The organism is Zwartia panacis, from assembly GCF_030410395.1.
Classification (GTDB): Bacteria; Pseudomonadota; Gammaproteobacteria; order Burkholderiales; family Burkholderiaceae_B; genus Zwartia; species Zwartia panacis.
Map to the genome: position 1 here is coordinate 1 of NZ_JAUHHF010000003.1, position 17070 is coordinate 17070.

Sequence of the window (17070 nt, forward strand, 5' to 3'; positions counted from 1 at the left end):
GCGGATGAACTTAAAATGATTCAAGATCGTATTAATCACCGACCACGTAAACGATTAGGTTTTAAAACTCCGTACGAAGTGTTTCACCAGTCCCTAAACCGTGTTGCACTTCGTACTTGAAACCACTAAATTTATTTAATCTAAAATCCCGTTTTTAGAGATAAACGCGCCCTAAACAGCAGAAAAACAATGATAACGACCTTGATATCCAGACAAGTCTCCGCCTTTTTCCTAGCACTCGCCCTGTCATTCGCTGTTCAGGCACAAAGTACTCAACCTGCCGCACTGACGCCCGCTCAACTCAGAGACATGGCAACACTATTGTCGGGGCAGGAGCCTTCGGGAGGCCTTCCCAATCCTGTACGCGACAACCTGAAATGGCAGATCTACACAAAAGAGGTTCAAAACAATTGGGCTGAGTACACCAAAAAAATTGGTGCACCGATGGTCAACTGGGCAAACCAGCATCTCGGAATGTCCACGGATACAGTGTTCTATCCATTTTCCGGACCTGATTTCACCACCGTATATCAACTGTTTCCGCAAACGAAACGCTATGTCATGGTCGCGATGCAACACGCAGGTCGTCCAATGGACCTGAGCGCACACTCTCCACTCATCACCGACCAGAGCCTCGAGCAACTCACCTCCGCCTGGAAACTATTCGGTACACACGGATTTTTCGTCACCGAATATTTGGAGCGTTACTACTACGCCAGCCAGGGCAAAATCGGCGCGAGTACTTTTCTTGCCATTTTTCTCAAACTGCAAGGTTTCGATATTGAGCGCGTCACACCCATCAAAGTCGACACGAATGGCGAGATCGAGGAACTCTCCACTGAAACGCCCCTTTGGAGTTCCGTTCGTTTTAACGCGACTAAAAATGGACAGCCCATCGTACTGGACTACCTCAGGATCGATTTGTCGAATCAAGGACTTCAAACCGTCCCTGACCACTACAAATTCATTCAAAAAATGTCTGTCCACCCGACCCTGTTCAAAGCCGCATCTCATCTGCCTCAAAACAGTAACTTCAACATGATCGCCAAGGCTGTTTTGGACAACGCCCCCCTGGTCGTGCAAGATGAAACCGGACTGAACTACACCGCGCTCAGTCAACAGTTCAACAGCACGTTATTTGGCAAATTCGTCATTGCGCACCAAGCCTTTCAAAACTATCACGGCGATCTCGCACGCGCGTTCGCCCAGCGACAGGATGTGCAACCCCTCAATTTCCGATTTGGTTACTACAAAGACGGTAATTATGTTTTGATGGTGGCTCGGCGCAAATAAATCGGCGACCTAGTCAACGACGATTCACACGGGAAATACCAGCGTAAAGCTGGTATTTTTTTGGTCAGAAGCGACACGAATTGTTCCGCCATGCGCGGTCATGAGCGACTGTGTAATGGAAAGTCCTAAACCTGTCCCGTTGTGCTCAGGGTGGGGCCGAGATTTTTCAGTCCTAAAAAAACGATCGAATAAGCGCGGCATCAACGCTTCGTCGATCGGCGCGCCTTCGTTCTCGACACACAATTCAACAGCGCCGGGCAAGCGTGTGATGATGACTTTCACGACAGAATGTTTGCGGGCATGCCGCAAGGCATTGGAAAGCAGGTTACCAACGGCCCGCTGCACCATCAAGCGATCACCCATGATCGTGGCGGCACCTTGCAGGGAAAGACCGACAGCAGACTCCTCGGCCACCGCCTCGTAAAAATCAAATAGCGCCTGCACCTCGCGCTCAAGCACGACGGGCTCTCGGTTTGGTAACTCAAGACCGTGTTCAGTTTTAGCCAGGTACAACATGTCTGACACCATGCGAGCCAAACGCTGAAACTCCTCGGCATTGGAAGCAAGAATTTCTCGATAGGCGTGCGCATCCCGATCTCGCGTCAGCGTGACTTGTGTTTGTGTGAGCAGATTGGTGATGGGCGTGCGCAACTCATGGGCCAGATCGCTGGAAAACTCGGAAAGTCTCTCAAAGTCACGCTCCAGCCGCTCGAGCATCAAGTTGAGCCCTTGCGCGAGTTCGGCAAGCTCGATCGAACTGTCGGCACTCGGCATCCGTACACTCAGTTGCCGTGCGTCGATTTTCCTCGCGCGCTCGTGCATCACTCTGAGTGGCGCTAGTCCGCGACGCGCCGCCCACCAACCCAACAACCCGCTCAACAAGGTGGCAAAGAGCAAATATACGGCAAGGCTGACATTCAGCTGCGACATGAAATGCGCATGATGGTGCGTGTCGAGCGCCAGCAATAATTGCTCTCCGTTTTCAAGAGGGACCTTGATACCGCGCAGTGTCCGGTCTGCGGATTGCCAGTCAAACGTCTCGGACCCGGACACTTTGGCGGCTCTCAAGGGGGAGAAATCAATGTTCTGAACAACGGGCCCCTGTGACGGGTTCGCATCGAGCGCGACATAGAGTCCTTCATGGCTGTCCATCTGCTGCGACAACAATGCATCCACTTTCGAAGAGTCAGTCACTTGAGCGAGGCTACCCTGCAGAAGGCTCGCCTTGCCTTGCAGGTAGGCCTGATCGAGGTCCACAAAATGCAAGTAGGTCGCCCGCGCGACCATGACACCCAAACCACAAAGTACCAATGCCGAAATCAGTGCATAAAGAATCGTCAGCCGAGTGACAAGAGAAAACCGTCGCATCATCCTTCGTCCTGACCTTTCTCAGTCTGCTGGGCCTCGAGCACATACCCCATGCCGCGCACGGTCTGGATCAATCTGACATCGAACCCCTCATCGACCTTGGCCCGCAATCTGCGCATCGCGACTTCGATGACGTTCGTGTCACTGTCAAAATTCATATCCCATACGAGCGAAGCAATCAGGGAACGGGGTAAGACCTCCCCCTGACGACGCACGAGCAACTCCAGCAAACCGAACTCCTTGGGGGTCAAATCGATGCGTTTTCCCGCGCGCGTGACACGACGCCGTAACAGATCCACCTCAAGATCCCTGACCTGCAACGTTGCGCTCTCCACCGCGGTGCGCCCCCTTCGCAAAACGTTGCGCACCCGGGCCAACAACTCGGCGAAAGAAAAGGGTTTGACAAGATAATCGGCCGCCCCTGACTCGAGTCCGCGTACACGCTCTTCGACTTGATCACGGGCAGTCAGAAAAATCACAGGCGTGGTGATCCCCGCCTGGGTCAAGGCCTGCAGGACACCCCAGCCATCCATGCGCGGCAACATGACATCCAGAATAATCAGGTCCTGATCACCCTCGATGCCGTGATGCAGACCATCCAGGCCATCCTGAATCAAATCGACGGCAAAACCCGCCTCGCGCAAACCTTGGCGCAAGTAATCACCGGTTTTCGGTTCATCTTCGATAATCAGGATTTTCAACTGCCCTCACCCCTTGTTGACCGGATCCTCATGCATCCGCTACTCCGGTCAATATACCCTAGCCCCTTGTGCGCGATCCGCACCAAAGCACGAACATGACAATTTTGTAATCTTCGCGTCACGTCGAATTTGCCCACCAAGCACTACAGTCATGTTTATCTTATCTTTCAATCCTGTTCAGGCAACGATGCGACTGATTCCCGACCGTCCCGGACACGTTCTTCTGCGTCCAGCATTCTTGACATGCGCCGCGCTTCTGGCCGCGATGCTCGTTTCGCACGCACACGCCCATACGCCCAGCGCTTCGGCGCAAGCCGATAGCCAACGCTGGCGCAATGCAAATAGCGATGTCGGACGCTACACACGCGGCCATATCGATTTACTCAAAGCCGAACGTGGTCGCACCGCCGGCGATCCCGCCTTGAATATCGGAGCGTTCAAAGAAGATAGCGCCGCGCCCGAACTCACGCAAGAAGCCGCTCGCAAAGCGTTACTTACCCTCCATGCAGATCTTTTGGCGGAACAGGCTATCAGCGGACTGGAAAAATCCGCCAGAAATATCCAGCTTCTTAGTCTGCAACAAGCCACCCACAAACTCTGGATCGAAGCAGTGGCGGCCAAGGAGCAGTTGAACATCCACAAGCGTCTCGCCGAGGCCTCGAGCGTCTCGCTTGAGCTTGCCAGGCGCATGGAAAAGGTGGGTAACTGGGGACGCAACCGCCTGGTTGAGGTTGAAATCAGTTATCAGTCCGCACGCAATCAACTTCTGCTGGCCGATCAGGCCGCATTCAATGCCAGACAAAAACTGTTCGGGCAGATTGGTTCAGATCAGTGGCGCCTGCCGAACGCCCTGCCCAAACCGACCCATGAAAGCGGAATACCCGAACTACTGATTCCGCTTGAGCAACAACACGCCGAACTGTTGGCCAGACACCCTCAGTTCAGCTTGCTTGAAAAACAAGCACAATATTACGAGCGTATTGTTGGCCCGGACATGCTTGAACAGTGGCGCCAGCAACTCGATCAACTTCTGGGCTCCAGCACAAGCTGGACAAGCACGATCCCGACGCTTGATCGCACCAAGATGCTTTGGAACCACGACCTGGACAAAGCCATCAAGGCACGCGCTGAAGTGCTGCGCATGCGGCTCAAAACGAATAGTGACTTACAACAGGCACGCGAGCACTTACGCGCCGCGCACACACAAGCTTCAGATATCCTGAACAAGTTGCACGCTCTTTACGGAACCGCCGAGGAAGAAGCACTGACCCGCTACAACGGAATGTTCATCAGTACCTGGGAATTGATCGCCAAAGCGCAGGCAAAAATGCAGGCTGAACTTGCTGTTGCTCAAGCCAAACAATCCTTCTGGATTGCTCTGGCCGACATGCGCGCACTGCTGGCTGGCGCACCTTACGCTGGCCCCGGAAGCAGTGCCGGCGGTCCCGAAAGCAACATCTCTTCAGGCAAAGGCCACTAAGACATCATGGAACGCAGAGATTTCATCCACAGTGCGCTAATTGGTCTGGCTGGCACCATGTCAGTCGCCGCAGTCAGCAAACACGCGCTCGCCAGCTTACCCGAGCCCATATACCAACCCAGTGCGGGTACAGCGCCCCCGTGGCGCGGCCCCGAGACTGAAGGCACAGAGGCACGCTACCGTCCTGTTGTCACGCTCAACGGCTGGACGCTGCCCTATCGCATGAACGAGGGTGTCAAAGAATTTCATCTGGTCGCGGAGCCGGTTGTGCGGGAAATGGCGCCAGGCTTCAGGGTCAACATGTGGGGCTACAACGGTCAAAGTCCAGGTCCCACGATTGAAGTCGTCGAAGGCGATCGTGTGCGGATCTTCGTGACGAATCGACTACCGGAAAAAACAACCATTCACTGGCATGGTCAGCGTCTGCCCAATGGCATGGACGGTGTTAGTGGCTTGAACCAAGCCCCCATCCCGGTTGGCAAAACGTTCGTGTATGAATTTATCGCGAAGCGTCCAGGTACCTTCATGTACCATCCGCACGCCGATGAAATGACGCAGATGGCGATGGGAATGATGGGCTTTTGGGTGACGCATCCGAAAGGCAAGCATCCGAACATCAGCGAGGTTGACCGGGATTACTGTTTATTGCTCAACGCTTTTGATGTTGAACCTGGTAGCAAGACTCCAAAAGTCAACACCATGCTCGACTTTAATATCTGGGCCTTCAACAGTCGTGTGTATCCCGGGCTGTCTCCCATGGTAGCCAAACTGGGAGATCGGGTGCGGATTCGAATCGGCAACCTGACAATGACCAACCACCCTTTCCACGTGCATGGAATCGAATTCGAGGTCACGGGCACAGACGGCGGACCTGTTCCTCCCTCGGCGCGCTGGCCAGAGGTCACGACTGACATCGCTGTCGGACAGATGCGGCAAATCGAGTTCATCGCCGATGAGCCCGGAGACTGGGCGGTGCATTGCCACAAAAGTCATCACACCATGGGTGCGATGGGGCATGACGTCCCCACTATGATTGGCATCAATCATCAGGGACTCGTCGGACGTCTCCAAAAAGTCGTACCTGACTACATGGTGATGGGCGAACGCGGCATGTATGACATGAAGGAAATGGAAATGGAATTGCCTCCCAATACCATTCCGATGATGACGGGAACGGGTCCGTATGGTCCGATCGGCATGGGTGGTATGTTCACCACCCTGAAAGTCCGCGAAGACCAAAAACCTGACGATTATTCCGACCCGGGCTGGTACAAGCAACCACCCGGTACTCAGGCCTATGAATACAAAGGCACAACGCCTCCCGTAAGCCGGGAACAAGCAGCAAAGGTCAGTCCCGACAACAACAACGCACAAGTGCGCAAACCGAATAGCGGCTCAGGTGGCGGCCACCAGCACTGAGGCCGCTTCTTTTCATCTTCAAACATTTGATCATCTTCGAACAGGTCACATCATGACGCGAAACATCCTGACACCTCTACTCCTTAGCCTGGCGATATCGGGCGTTGCTCTGCCGGCTGTCGCCCACCAGGCGAATCACCAAGCCCATCGTGCGATGGAGAAGGAACAAAAAGAATGGGGCATCGGCGGCGATGCGAGTGCCGTCACCCGCACCATCGAAATCAAGATGCTCGACACGATGCGTTTCGTACCCGATCAAATCACCGTCAAGCAAGGCGAAACCGTGAGACTCACGGTCATCAATACGGGTAAAGTCATGCACGAACTCGTGATCGGCACCAAGAAAGAACTCGACATGCATGCCGAAATGATGAAAAAACACCCCAACATGGAACATGATGAACCCTACATGGCACATGTCTCACCAGGGAAAAAGGCAGACATCATCTGGAACTTCAATCGAGCCGGGCAGTTTGATTTTGCTTGCTTGTTGCCCGGGCATTACGATGCCGGTATGGTTGGAAAAATCAATGTCACTGCGGGAGCACAACAATGAAGCCTCAACAGTCACTCATCAAGCTGAGCTTGTTTGTGGCAGCCTTGGGCTTCAGTAGCGTCTCTTTTGCTCAAGCAATGGCAGAAGGCGTCGTGCGACGCATCGATCTGGACAACAACAAAATCACGATTCGTCATGGCGATATCAAAGCCCTCGATATGCCACCGATGACGATGGTGTTTGTCGCCAAGCAACCCGCTCTTCTCAAAACACTTTCCCCCGGAGACGAGGTCGTATTTGAAGCGTTTGAATCAAACGGTCAATACTCAGTCGGAAAAATTCAAAAGAAACAGTAAAGGATGCTTTCAAGCATCAAGCTTGAGTGAGTGCGGGATCATCCAGAAAGGAACCCGACCTGAGAGTCATGACCAGGGTGTCACGCCAGCCGTTTCCGTCGAGAGGCTGAATCGGCGTCGTTTCGTGGATGACACGCTCATCATCCAGTAAAAGAACCGACCAGGGTTCGGTGAGGGTAAAACGCTGACCGAAAGGTGTGTTCATGTCGAATACCCTGGTCTCGCCCCCTTTGATGTGATGACGCCCCACCAAAAACACAGCCACAAGATGAACGCCATCCCGATGCGCACCTTCAGGGGTGGGTCGGCCGATGCCATCTGCCGTATCGATGCGAAACTGATGCGCTTCGGCATACCAAGTCTGCGCGCCATGCATCTTGCTGGCGACATGACCCAAAAAACGCAAGAGTGCTTGCCAAGCCGTTGATTGCGAGACATGCGATTCGACAGGCTCAAACCATCGATGCATGCCACCATGCAGTGCATTGTAGGAAAGCGGTTGCCAATGGGCGCGATGCGGCACTGACGAAATTTCCTCGCCACTGATCACATAACTGCCATGGCGTCTGTAGCGATAACGACCGCCGTCTTTGAGATACTGGTCAGGCGCCAAAAATTGCCAGGATGCCTCGAGCGCGCTCAGATCATCGAGACTCGCCCCGCTTAGTTGAGCCACGCTTTGCGGGCTCAGGACAGCAAAGCCTTGTTGTTGAATCGTCTCATTCAATGCAGAAGCTGGTGTCAGTGGAGGCTGTAGTGTTTGGATAGACATCTCGATCTCAAGGGATAGGGACACTCATCACTGAGCGTCTGGCTCGTCTGATGCCGGCGCTGGTGGGTCGAAACACATCTTTTCGCCATCCCAGCGCTGACCGCACCAGCATACCCCTTCCTCGTTGATGATGCAGGTACCCGAACCGCAGCATCGCTGATCTTCTTGCATAGGTTTCCTAAGTTTGATGTATGTCAACGAAATGTTTGTCAACGATGGCGAGCAGGCTGCCCCAGGCAAGCCGTGTGCCTGCCGGAGTCTTTCATCTCTGCGGGACGCCTCGAAGCGTGCTTGGTTCGGCGGCCTGTCACACGCAATCTCCACAGCTTGAATGATGAGAGCTTGAGGTGACTGCGCATCAGCGCAATCACTTGCGCCTCGCGCAACCCGAACTGAAGTTCGATGGCCTCAAAGGGCGTACGATCTTCCCACGCCATCTCGATGATTCTTGAGATTTCGCTCGGATTGTGCGTAGTCTTCATCTTCATCCATCGCGTTGAGAGCCAGCGTGTCCAGCACGGGCTTGAAATCATCCGCCGTCAGCTCCCATTCGAGAGAGAAGTCTATTTCACCTGGACGACCCAGTAACTTCACGAGTGGTACGGATTTTAAGAACTCGTTCTTGATGTGTTCGTATTCGGCTTCGAGCCAGGCCGTGACATGACCGTGCTCGCTGGGTTCAGCGGGAGGCAATTCGGCGCCTCCAAAAATCGACACCACATCCCATACGCTCAAACTATTCAAATCGCCGTCGAAACGATGCCCACCGCGTGGGCCACGATTGGACTTCAGCAGTTGGCGCGTACGCAAACCTTTCAGCAAATTTTCTACATAAGAAACCGACAAATCGAGATGTCGGGCGAGATCTTGCGTGGTCAAAGCCTCACCGTTGGGTAACCCGGCGAGCAATACGACAAGGCTCAGAGCATGCTTGGATTCGTTGGCGCTCATTTTCAATCCTTTGTCATGTGACGAGTAGGTTCAGAACCTTAATATACGTTAATTTCTATTCAATTCCTTCATTTATCTATATTAATCTAATATTTTTTGATAAAAATGTGCTGTAATCTATTCAATATCTATTCAATTATTGATTTTGCAGAGAATCTTATGGCCGTAGACTCAAAAAACCATTGTTATCGGATCGGGACAATCTCAAAACTGGCAGGCATCCCCGTTCCGACACTGAGAGTGTGGGAGTCGCGCTACGGTGCCTTTCACCCCGTTAAAACGGAAGGCCAACACAGAATGTATGGTGAAGAGGATCTCTTGCGGGCGACCCTCATCAAACAACTCTGCGACGAAGGTCACGCAATTAGTACGATCGCGAATATGAGTGCTCAGGCACTGAGTCAGCTGCACAATAAACACCGCAATGGCAAGGCACTCGAGACAAGCCGGCTGCATGCGCAAAGCGTCAAAATCGCCGTGATTGGTCTCGGACTCGCAGGAAGAATTGAGGCCAAGAAGTTCGCGCTCAATTTGCCAGGCAGCAGCCTGGAAATCACTGACATATTTGCAGATCTTGCCGTTGCAAAAATTGGCGCGTTCAAGGACACCACGGAAATCCTGCTGATTAAAGTCAATACATTGCATGAAATCGTGATGCAAGACATTGAAGCCATCAGCGCTCAATTACGCGTCAACCAACCATCAAGCCCGCCTCAAATCATCGTGCTTTACAACTACGGACGCGACCAGGTCGCACACGCCATGCGGGCCGCAGGCATGCTTGTGAGACGCGAACCCATTACTGACTATGAGCTCGCCGAACTGATTCGCTCCGTACTGATGGTGGATGCCAATCATTCATTGCGCGAGGTCACCCCCGGGTCCATGATCCCGCCTCGCAAGTACTCGGACGAGACTCTGGCCCGTGTCGCGGGCATCTCCAACAACGTCTTATGCGAATGTCCGCGTCATGTGGCTGAAATCATCGCCCAGCTTGCCAGCTTTGAGCAGTACAGTCAGGAATGTCTGAATAAAAGCGCGGAAGACGCCCATCTGCACGCATACCTCACTTCAGTCTCAGGTTCTGCCAGGGCACTCTTTGAGCATGCGCTGGAAAAAGTGGCACAACACGAAGGAATCAACTTATGAACGTACTTGGCACCGAACTCATCGCCTGCTCATATGACCCACTGACAGGATATTTCAGAGATGGTTGCTGCAACACGCAAGCTGACGATCTGGGCTCGCACGTCATTTGCGCCAAAATGACACAAGAGTTTCTGGAGTTTTCAAAACAGCGCGGCAATGATTTGACGACAGCTATGCCGCATTACCGCTTCCCCGGGCTCAAACCTGGGGATCGCTGGTGCCTCTGTGCGCTGAGGTGGAAAGAGGCGTTCGAAGCGGGCGTCGCGCCTCAGGTATTTCTTGAGTCCACGCACAAGCGCGCGCTGGACTTCGTGTCGCTTGAGTGGTTGCAGTCTTGTGCCGCCCAGAGTCCACTTCGCTAGACCTGGTTAGGCCTGGTTTTCACGGACCAGTTTCATAAATCTCTCAAAGATCACGCCGAGCTGTTCATTTTCCTCGGCATTTTCAATCAGGGCATCGACATCCTTGCCCTCCGAGAGAAACCAGTCTCTGTTTTTTTCCAGAAACTGACAGATTTGCGTGCGATCCATTTCCGGATGGGGTTGAATCCCCCATACTGGACCATGCTTCCATTTCCAGATCTGATTACCGCAATCCCCGTTGCGCGCCAAAATCAGCATATCCGGATGATCGGCTTTAATCTCATCGCCATGCCAGTGAAATGTTCTGACCCGCTTGGGGAAATCCTTGGTTAAAGGATCCCCTTTGGCGGCGTCCGTAAACTCGACTTCAGAGTATCCCGTGTTGCGTGAGCCACGTTTAAAGACCTGATCGCGGCCCATCAGGGCCGACGCCAAAAGCTGGCTTCCAAAGCACAAGCCCAGCATGGGAACTTGGGCATGCGCAAGCTGACGCACGGAATCGTGCGCTTGAGCGACCCACTCCTCCTGATCGTACGCACCCGCCACACTGGCCCCGACAAACACACCTGAAAAATCTGTCGAGTTCGGGAATTCGCCAAAGTTGGTTCGAAACTCGACTAACGGCAGACCGCTATCGCGAATCGCCCGGTCAAAGCGGGTCGCGGGTTGCTCAATGTGCCAGTTGTTAAGATAAGCGAAAGGCTTCATGCCGAAGGGCTCCAGGTCTCAGATATCAGGCAGTCATTGCCCGACAATAAAAGGTTGCCGCAGCATTCTAGCGCTTTCACCAAGCGGTCTGTCATCACGCTGTCATGATTTTGCAATCTGAGTGTTTTATAAATATTCGGAATCTGGACTGAGCAACGATGGAGAGATGAAAATGAAAGTCGGTATCAATGGAATGGGCAGAATCGGCCGCCTGGCACTCAGAGCGGCCTTTGGAGCTGCTCATCGCCCGATCGATGATCCTCGCCGTGACAATCGGCTCGAGGTCGTGCACCTCAACGAACTCAAAGGTGGAATTGCCGCGACCGCGCACTTGCTGACCTTTGACTCAGTACAAGGTCGCTGGCGAGAGCACATTGAGGCCGAAGGCGATCACACGATTCGTATCGGTCAGCGCGCGGTCTCGTTTTCCTCTCATGCCAACCCCGGCGATATCCCCTGGGGTGATTTGGGAGTCGAAGTCGTCCTGGAATGCACAGGGAAGTTTTTAACGCCCGAGGCCATTCAAGGTCACTTTGACCGGGGTGCCAAACGCGTCATCGTCGCCGCTCCCGTCAAAGTCGGCAATGTGCTCAACGTGGTGGTGGGTGTCAACGAGCACCTCTACGACCCCGCTCAGCACAACATTGTGACGGCAGCCTCTTGCACCACCAACTGTCTCGCGCCCGTCGTCAAAGTCATTCATGAAAGCATCGGCATACGTCATGGCCAGATCACCACTATCCACGATCCGACCAACACCAACCTCGTGGTCGATGCCCCGCATAAAGACCTGAGGCGCGCGCGCAGCGCCATGCAAAGCCTGGCGCCCACGACCACAGGAAGCGCGACCGCGATCACGTTGATTTACCCTGACTTGAAAGGCAAACTCAACGGTCATGCCGTGCGCGCGCCTGTTTTGAACGCCTCGTTGACCGACTGCGTATTCGAGCTCAAACGTGAGACCACCGTCGAAGAAGTCAACGCTTTGTTTGCTCAGGCCGCTGCGGGCGCGCTGGCAGGCATTTTGGGATTGGAGACACGCCCGCTGGTCAGTGTCGATTATGCGGGTGACACCCGCAGCTCCATCGTCGATGCGCTCTCGACCATGGTCACGGACGGAACCTTACTGAAAGTCTACGCTTGGTACGACAATGAAATGGGTTACGCCTGCCGCATGATCGACCTCGCCTGTCATATGCAAGTCAAAGGTATTTAAGCCCATGTCCACACACGCCGCCCGCAACTACGCCATTGTGACCTCCGCCTACTGGGGATTCACCCTCACCGATGGCGCCTTGCGTATGCTGGTTTTGCTTCACTTTTACCGTCTGGGTTACTCACCCTTCACACTTGCATTTCTGTTTTTGCTGTATGAGGCGGCCGGTGTGGTGGCAAATTTGCTCGGAGGCTGGCTGGCCACGCGCTTTGGTATCTCGCGCATGCTGATGGTGGGACTCGTCACACAGATCGCGGGTTTTTTATTGCTCTCGGCCCTCTCGCCCGAATGGACTGCCGCGATGTCGGTGGCCTGGGTCGTTCTCGCGCAAGGGGTGTGTGGTGTCGCCAAAGACTTGACCAAAACAGCCAGTAAATCCGCCATCAAAATCACAGCGGGTCAGGCCTCCGGTCAATTATTCAAATGGGTCGCTTGGTTCACTGGTAGCAAAAACGCCATGAAAGGCGTGGGCTTCTTTCTGGGTGGTCTGTTGCTGGATCAACTGGGTTTCCAGGGCGCGCTGTGGGCGATGGCCGCTTTACTCGCGGTTATTTTGATTGGTGTTGTCTCCTCTTTGCCTCCCATGATGGGCAAGAGCAAAGCCTCCAAATCCGCTAAAGAGTTGTTTGCCAAAAATCGCGGCATCAACCTGCTTGCGGCAGCGCGAGTCGTATTGTTTGGCGCCCGGGATGTCTGGTTTGTGGTGGGCGTCCCCGTCTTTCTCTACGCGTCTGGCTGGACGTTTACGATGGTCGGCGGCTTTCTGGCCGCATGGACGATCGGCTATGGTTTTGTTCAGGCGATCGCCCCCTCACTGGTTCGTCGCAGCGATGACGGACTGAGTACCGAGGTACCGGCCGCACGACTCTGGTCCGCCATATTGGCTGGGGTGACACTTTTACTCTGCGCGCTTGTCTGGCTCGACGTGCGTCATCTTGAGTGGGTCGTCGTGGTCGGTCTGGGTGTGTTTGGATTCGCGTTCGCGGTGAACTCTTCGGTCCACTCATACTTGATACTGGCGTATGCCGGCTCTGAAAAAGCCGCCGAAGACGTCGGTTTTTATTATGCCGCGAACGCCCTGGGCCGCTTCATCGGCACCCTGCTCTCCGGTTTGTTGTACCAATGGGGAGGCCTGCTCTATGCACTGGCGGGCTCCGCACTGATGCTGATTATTTGCTGGCTGGTGACCCTGGCGCTGCCGCTGGCGCGACCCCAGGCACCACCCCAGACACCACAGCACCTTTCTTCAAAAACAACGTGAAGTAACCTTGGGTACTTAATCGCTCAAGACCACTCATCAGGGCCGCAGGCATATAGTCCAGATCAGTAGTCCGAATCGCCACATAGGCCGGCGTAGTCTCCAGTCGCTTGATCAGGGCCTCAGGCGTCTTCTCAAGCTGAGCTTGACCCTGGCTATAGAAAGCCGCTGAAAATGGCCGATGCCCCAGATAAATCAAAGGCAGACCCTTGGGGTCCCTGGACCGATAATCCTCGATCAAAGTCTTGGCGGCAAGATCATTACTGCGCCCCGTAAAAGGCATGCTGACGTTGAAGCCGACCGCCAATAACATCGTCAGGGTCAGACCTAAAGCGAGATTGGTCCGTACGAGGTTTTGATTGACCCGCGTTGTGAGCCAGCCCCCCACCAGTAAAGCCAGCGCCGGCAAACCTGGCATGACATAGGGCCAGATGATGTTTCCGGCCATCGTAAAAAAGACAGCAGGCATAAACGCCCACAACAGGAGGTAATTGCGCCAAGAAGCCGGGGTTGCGGAGCCGGGAGTCGCGCGAGCAGAACCCGTGGCAGCACTGGAAACATTTGTCTGAGCGCTTGCCGAACTCGAAGCTTTCGCATGACGTGTCTGCCATGCGAGGATCGGGAACAGAATCGTCCAGGGCAACACATCAGCCATCATGAACAGCCAAATGGTGCCGTAGGGATAGTCATGCGCCGTTCCGTAAAGATCGCCTTTCCAGCCTGGCGTCACGAATCGATGGAAATGCTCGCCGACGATGAAATAATTGATGAAGCCTGGCGAGCGCAACTCGGCCACGACATACCAGGGCAATGCGATCGCGAGCGTCACCAACACACCCCGTATCCAGGGCAAGTCACGCCAGATCGTAAGCAAACGACCTGACACCAGCGCCCAAATCCCGCATGGCAGACCCGTCAACACCACGCCCACGGGTCCCTTGGCGAGTAAGGCGATCCCTAGGCCGATGAATAGCAGCCAGCGCTCCGAGCCTCTGCGTGCGACCTCTCCGTGCAATCCATTCCAGAAACCACGCATGGCGAGCGTCGTCCCGATCACCAGGGCCATGTCCATCATCACCATGCCAGATGCGACGAAGAACATCACCGAACCCATTAACAACGCGATCGCATAAGTCGCGCCGGTTGGACCGCTGCGTGGCCGCATTCCCCACATGATCCACAGCACCACCATGCCGGCCAGCCAGTGCGGAAAACGGGCGGCGAACTCATTGATGCCGAAGATCTTAAAACTCAGCGCGGACATCCAGAAAGCCAGGGGGGGCTTGCCCCAGAACGGTACATCGTAGGTGAACCAGGGGGTCACCCAGTCGTTGAGCTCGACCATGATCCGTGAAATCTCGCCGTAGCGGGCCTCGGTGGTGTCCATCAGGGGCGAAAAGCCGAGCAAGAGCAATCGCACGACTGCGGCGGCAACAATAAACCACAGTAAATTTCGGTAGGTCATAGCCAATAGGAAAAACGTCGGGTTTGACGAAGCCATATTCGCACATGGCATTCAGAGGGATTCTGGCATTTTAAGCGGATACTATGTCGCATGCGTCCTCACAGTATTTTCGAGCTTTTACTGCTGTCCTTTTTCTGGGGCAGTTCCTTTTTATTGATTCAAATCGGTGTAGCCGAATTTGGGCCGCCGGCCCTCATCTTTTTAAGAACCATGCTCGCCGGGCTGGTGCTTGTATTGATCCTGATCTTTAGAAATGAAGTCAGGCTGCTTGTGCATCATTGGAAAAACTTCTTGCCGCTGGGTCTGCTGGACTCGACGCTGCCTTATCTGTTGTCGGCCTATGCCGCGCTGCATATTCCTTCTGGGACCATCTCGGTCATCAATGCCGTGACGCCGCTCTGGGGCGCACTGGTGGCCTGGTTGTGGCTGGGCATTCACCTAACGCTCACAAGCGCCATGGGCTTGCTAATCGGACTGCTTGGCATCACTTTCCTCGTCTGGGATCGTTTCGAACTGGCGCTGAGCGACTCCACCTTTGCACTGATTGCAGCCGTGTGCGGTCCGGTTTGCTATGCGCTGTCAGCCTGCTATGCCAAAAAGTATTTGTCCGGCTTCAGCCCATTTGTGAATGCGACCGGCTCCTCGCTGACGAGCGGCGTACTGCTTTTGCCTCTCGCCTGGTACTGGTGGCCGACCGAACCTGTCAGCGCGACCGCCTGGAGCGCCGCTTTGGTTTTAGCCGTGCTCTGCTCGGCCGTGGCCTATGTGCTGTATTACCGCCTGATCCAGCACATCGGACCCGCGCGCGCGATGACGGTGTCCTATCTGGTGCCCGTTGTCGGTCTGTTCTGGGGCTGGATGTTGATGGACGAACATTTCACTCTGCGTACACTGCTGGGTGTATTGCTTATATTTTCCGGTCTGGCGCTCGCAAATGGACTTGGCAACAACCTGAGCTTTAAACGTGTCAAATCCGCGCGCGGTTAACCAGCCATACCAGCGATAACATCACAGGGACCTCAACGAGCACCCCGACTACAGTGGCCAGTGCTGCCCCCGAGTTCAGACCGAATAATGAAATCGCCACGGCAACCGCTAATTCAAAAAAATTGGAAGTTCCGATCAAGCAAGCAGGGCCTGCGATGTCTTTAGGAAGCTTGAGCCACCGCGCGCCCAACCAGCCCACCGCGAAAATCCCGTAAGACTGGAGGATGAGCGGGATCGCAATCATGCCGATCACCAAAGGTTGCGCCACAATCGTTCGCGCCTGGAAGCCAAAGAGCAACACCACGGTCGCGATCAGTCCGACAATCGACCACGGCTTGAGCGCGGAAACAAAAGTCGCGACTGCGGTAGGCGAACGCCGCAACAATACCTCGCGCGTCAATACGCCCGCGATCAGCGGCAACACGACATACAACAGGGTGGACAGCAGCAATGTTTCCCAAGGGACTGTCAGGGACGTGACGCCCAGCAAAAACGCCGCGATAGGCGCAAAGGCAAACACCATAATGAGATCATTGACCGAGACCTGAACCAGGGTGTAGTTGGCATCCCCTTTGACTAGCTGGCTCCAGACGAACACCATCGCCGTGCAAGGTGCCACGCCCAGCAAGATCATGCCGGCGATGTACTCGCTGGCGGTTTGAGGATCCACCCATGGCGCAAAAATGTAATCAAAAAACAGCACCCCAAGAGCGACCATCGTGAAAGGCTTGATCAGCCAGTTGACGACCAGCGTCAGGAAAAGTCCGCGGGGTCGTTGACCGACTTGCTTGATCGAAGACCAGTCAATCTGAATCATCATGGGGTAAATCATGACCCAGATCATGACGGCCACGACCAGATTGACATGCGCGAATTCCAGGTCTGCGATCAGCGCGAATGCGTCAGGCGCCAATAAACCCAGACCGACGCCAGCCAAAATGCCCAATCCCACCCAAACTGTTAAAAACCGCTCAAATAAGCCCACAACCTTGCTCCCGGATCACTGACTGACTTTTAGGAAGCTTACTTTAAAAAATCCCTTGCCCGCTGGTACCGCACCCATAGCGTTGGTGCGATTACAATGCAGGG

At 54.4% G+C, this 17070-nt stretch carries 19 protein-coding genes and 1 pseudogene; 11 read left to right on the forward strand and 9 right to left on the reverse strand.

Annotated features, from left to right (window positions below; translation table 11 throughout):
* Together QWY30_RS04865 and QWY30_RS04870 are read left to right on the forward strand one after the other, a co-directional pair.
* Positions 1-120, forward strand: a pseudogene (locus tag QWY30_RS04865) (IS30 family transposase); the annotation flags it as partial.
* Positions 121-189: 69 nt separating this feature from the next.
* Complete coding sequence (locus tag QWY30_RS04870) at positions 190-1293, forward strand: hypothetical protein (RefSeq protein WP_290238750.1); 1104 nt, start codon at positions 190-192, stop codon at positions 1291-1293.
* Between the two features lie 24 nt (positions 1294-1317).
* On the opposite strand, the gene QWY30_RS04875 is transcribed toward QWY30_RS04870, so the two are convergent.
* Together QWY30_RS04875 and QWY30_RS04880 are read right to left on the reverse strand one after the other, a co-directional pair.
* Positions 1318-2664 (reverse strand): heavy metal sensor histidine kinase, encoded by a 1347-nt coding sequence (locus QWY30_RS04875; RefSeq protein WP_290238752.1) that lies wholly within the window; start codon positions 2662-2664, stop codon positions 1318-1320.
* Positions 2661-3362 (reverse strand): heavy metal response regulator transcription factor, encoded by a 702-nt coding sequence (locus QWY30_RS04880; RefSeq protein WP_290238754.1) that lies wholly within the window; start codon positions 3360-3362, stop codon positions 2661-2663. Before QWY30_RS04880 ends, QWY30_RS04875 begins: the two co-directional genes overlap by 4 nt.
* Positions 3363-3513: 151 nt before the next feature.
* On the opposite strand from QWY30_RS04880, the gene QWY30_RS04885 reads away from it, so the two are divergent.
* Genes QWY30_RS04885 through QWY30_RS04900 form a run of 4 tightly spaced genes read left to right on the forward strand, consistent with a single transcriptional unit; the run spans position 3514 to position 7113 of the window.
* Entirely contained in the window at positions 3514-4842 is a 1329-nt protein-coding gene (locus tag QWY30_RS04885) for a TolC family protein (protein WP_290238756.1), read from the forward strand.
* Positions 4843-4848: 6 nt separating this feature from the next.
* Positions 4849-6261, forward strand: a complete 1413-nt coding sequence (locus QWY30_RS04890; RefSeq protein WP_290238758.1) for a multicopper oxidase family protein — start codon at positions 4849-4851, stop codon at positions 6259-6261.
* A 52-nt stretch (positions 6262-6313) separates the two neighbouring features.
* Positions 6314-6817 carry a cupredoxin domain-containing protein gene (locus QWY30_RS04895; protein WP_290238761.1) on the forward strand — a complete coding sequence of 168 codons (504 nt, stop codon included), beginning with the start codon at positions 6314-6316 and terminating at the stop codon, positions 6815-6817.
* A complete protein-coding gene (locus QWY30_RS04900) occupies positions 6814-7113 on the forward strand; it encodes a copper-binding protein (protein WP_290238763.1) in 300 nt (99 codons plus the stop codon). The genes QWY30_RS04895 and QWY30_RS04900 overlap by 4 nt, the downstream gene beginning before the upstream one ends.
* A gap of 16 nt (positions 7114-7129) precedes the next feature.
* Here the strand turns inward: QWY30_RS04900 and QWY30_RS04905 are convergent, their stop codons facing one another.
* The 4 genes from QWY30_RS04905 to QWY30_RS04920 are packed head-to-tail and all read right to left on the reverse strand — an operon-like array spanning position 7130 to position 8836.
* Positions 7130-7885, reverse strand: a complete 756-nt coding sequence (locus QWY30_RS04905; protein ID WP_290238764.1) for a 2OG-Fe dioxygenase family protein — start codon at positions 7883-7885, stop codon at positions 7130-7132.
* Positions 7886-7912: 27 nt separating this feature from the next.
* The gene (locus tag QWY30_RS04910; protein ID WP_290238765.1) at positions 7913-8056 is read right to left on the reverse strand and encodes a hypothetical protein; all 144 of its coding nucleotides are present in this window, start codon (positions 8054-8056) and stop codon (positions 7913-7915) included.
* A 38-nt stretch (positions 8057-8094) separates the two neighbouring features.
* The gene (locus QWY30_RS04915; protein ID WP_290238766.1) at positions 8095-8322 is read right to left on the reverse strand and encodes a TIGR03643 family protein; all 228 of its coding nucleotides are present in this window, start codon (positions 8320-8322) and stop codon (positions 8095-8097) included.
* Positions 8294-8836 (reverse strand): RrF2 family transcriptional regulator, encoded by a 543-nt coding sequence (locus QWY30_RS04920; RefSeq protein WP_290238767.1) that lies wholly within the window; start codon positions 8834-8836, stop codon positions 8294-8296. Before QWY30_RS04920 ends, QWY30_RS04915 begins: the two co-directional genes overlap by 29 nt.
* A 159-nt stretch (positions 8837-8995) precedes the next feature.
* Here QWY30_RS04920 and QWY30_RS04925 point away from each other — a divergent pair, with 159 nt between their 5' ends.
* Positions 8996-9985: a MerR family transcriptional regulator gene (locus QWY30_RS04925; RefSeq protein WP_290238768.1), complete on the forward strand. Its 990-nt coding sequence runs from the start codon at positions 8996-8998 to the stop codon at positions 9983-9985.
* Positions 9982-10347: a DUF2237 family protein gene (locus QWY30_RS04930; protein WP_290238769.1), complete on the forward strand. Its 366-nt coding sequence runs from the start codon at positions 9982-9984 to the stop codon at positions 10345-10347. Before QWY30_RS04925 ends, QWY30_RS04930 begins: the two co-directional genes overlap by 4 nt.
* A gap of 6 nt (positions 10348-10353) precedes the next feature.
* Here the strand turns inward: QWY30_RS04930 and QWY30_RS04935 are convergent, their stop codons facing one another.
* Positions 10354-11055, reverse strand: a complete 702-nt coding sequence (locus QWY30_RS04935; protein WP_290238770.1) for a type 1 glutamine amidotransferase — start codon at positions 11053-11055, stop codon at positions 10354-10356.
* A 172-nt stretch (positions 11056-11227) separates the two neighbouring features.
* On the opposite strand from QWY30_RS04935, the gene QWY30_RS04940 reads away from it, so the two are divergent.
* Positions 11228-12271 (forward strand): ArsJ-associated glyceraldehyde-3-phosphate dehydrogenase, encoded by a 1044-nt coding sequence (locus tag QWY30_RS04940; RefSeq protein ID WP_290238771.1) that lies wholly within the window; start codon positions 11228-11230, stop codon positions 12269-12271.
* A 4-nt stretch (positions 12272-12275) separates the two neighbouring features.
* Positions 12276-13532 carry an organoarsenical effux MFS transporter ArsJ gene (gene arsJ / locus QWY30_RS04945; protein ID WP_290238772.1) on the forward strand — a complete coding sequence of 419 codons (1257 nt, stop codon included), beginning with the start codon at positions 12276-12278 and terminating at the stop codon, positions 13530-13532.
* Here arsJ and QWY30_RS04950 read toward each other — a convergent pair.
* Positions 13441-15030: an ArnT family glycosyltransferase gene (locus QWY30_RS04950; protein WP_290238773.1), complete on the reverse strand. Its 1590-nt coding sequence runs from the start codon at positions 15028-15030 to the stop codon at positions 13441-13443. The two genes, arsJ and QWY30_RS04950, sit on opposite strands and share 92 nt — an antisense overlap.
* Positions 15031-15084: 54 nt before the next feature.
* On the opposite strand from QWY30_RS04950, the gene QWY30_RS04955 reads away from it, so the two are divergent.
* The gene (locus tag QWY30_RS04955) at positions 15085-15981 is read left to right on the forward strand and encodes a DMT family transporter (RefSeq protein WP_290238774.1); all 897 of its coding nucleotides are present in this window, start codon (positions 15085-15087) and stop codon (positions 15979-15981) included.
* Here the strand turns inward: QWY30_RS04955 and arsB are convergent.
* Entirely contained in the window at positions 15962-16966 is a 1005-nt protein-coding gene (gene arsB, locus QWY30_RS04960; protein WP_290238775.1) for an ACR3 family arsenite efflux transporter, read from the reverse strand. The genes QWY30_RS04955 and arsB overlap by 20 nt on opposite strands.
* Between the last annotated feature and the right edge of the window lie 104 nt (positions 16967-17070).

Coding starts and splice junctions, on each gene's coding strand:
- QWY30_RS04870 (WP_290238750.1), top strand. CDS start 190: ATGATAACGACCTTGATATCCAGACAAGTCTCCGCCTTTTTCCTAGCA.
- QWY30_RS04955 (WP_290238774.1), top strand. CDS start 15,085: ATGCGTCCTCACAGTATTTTCGAGCTTTTACTGCTGTCCTTTTTCTGG.
- QWY30_RS04875 (WP_290238752.1), bottom strand. CDS start 2,664: ATGATGCGACGGTTTTCTCTTGTCACTCGGCTGACGATTCTTTATGCA.
- QWY30_RS04890 (WP_290238758.1), top strand. CDS start 4,849: ATGGAACGCAGAGATTTCATCCACAGTGCGCTAATTGGTCTGGCTGGC.
- QWY30_RS04925 (WP_290238768.1), top strand. CDS start 8,996: ATGGCCGTAGACTCAAAAAACCATTGTTATCGGATCGGGACAATCTCA.
- QWY30_RS04895 (WP_290238761.1), top strand. CDS start 6,314: ATGACGCGAAACATCCTGACACCTCTACTCCTTAGCCTGGCGATATCG.
- QWY30_RS04910 (WP_290238765.1), bottom strand. CDS start 8,056: ATGCAAGAAGATCAGCGATGCTGCGGTTCGGGTACCTGCATCATCAAC.
- QWY30_RS04900 (WP_290238763.1), top strand. CDS start 6,814: ATGAAGCCTCAACAGTCACTCATCAAGCTGAGCTTGTTTGTGGCAGCC.
- QWY30_RS04940 (WP_290238771.1), top strand. CDS start 11,228: ATGAAAGTCGGTATCAATGGAATGGGCAGAATCGGCCGCCTGGCACTC.
- QWY30_RS04930 (WP_290238769.1), top strand. CDS start 9,982: ATGAACGTACTTGGCACCGAACTCATCGCCTGCTCATATGACCCACTG.
- arsJ (WP_290238772.1), top strand. CDS start 12,276: ATGTCCACACACGCCGCCCGCAACTACGCCATTGTGACCTCCGCCTAC.
- QWY30_RS04905 (WP_290238764.1), bottom strand. CDS start 7,885: ATGTCTATCCAAACACTACAGCCTCCACTGACACCAGCTTCTGCATTG.
- QWY30_RS04885 (WP_290238756.1), top strand. CDS start 3,514: ATGTTTATCTTATCTTTCAATCCTGTTCAGGCAACGATGCGACTGATT.
- QWY30_RS04915 (WP_290238766.1), bottom strand. CDS start 8,322: ATGGCGTGGGAAGATCGTACGCCCTTTGAGGCCATCGAACTTCAGTTC.
- QWY30_RS04935 (WP_290238770.1), bottom strand. CDS start 11,055: ATGAAGCCTTTCGCTTATCTTAACAACTGGCACATTGAGCAACCCGCG.
- QWY30_RS04920 (WP_290238767.1), bottom strand. CDS start 8,836: ATGAGCGCCAACGAATCCAAGCATGCTCTGAGCCTTGTCGTATTGCTC.
- QWY30_RS04950 (WP_290238773.1), bottom strand. CDS start 15,030: ATGGCTTCGTCAAACCCGACGTTTTTCCTATTGGCTATGACCTACCGA.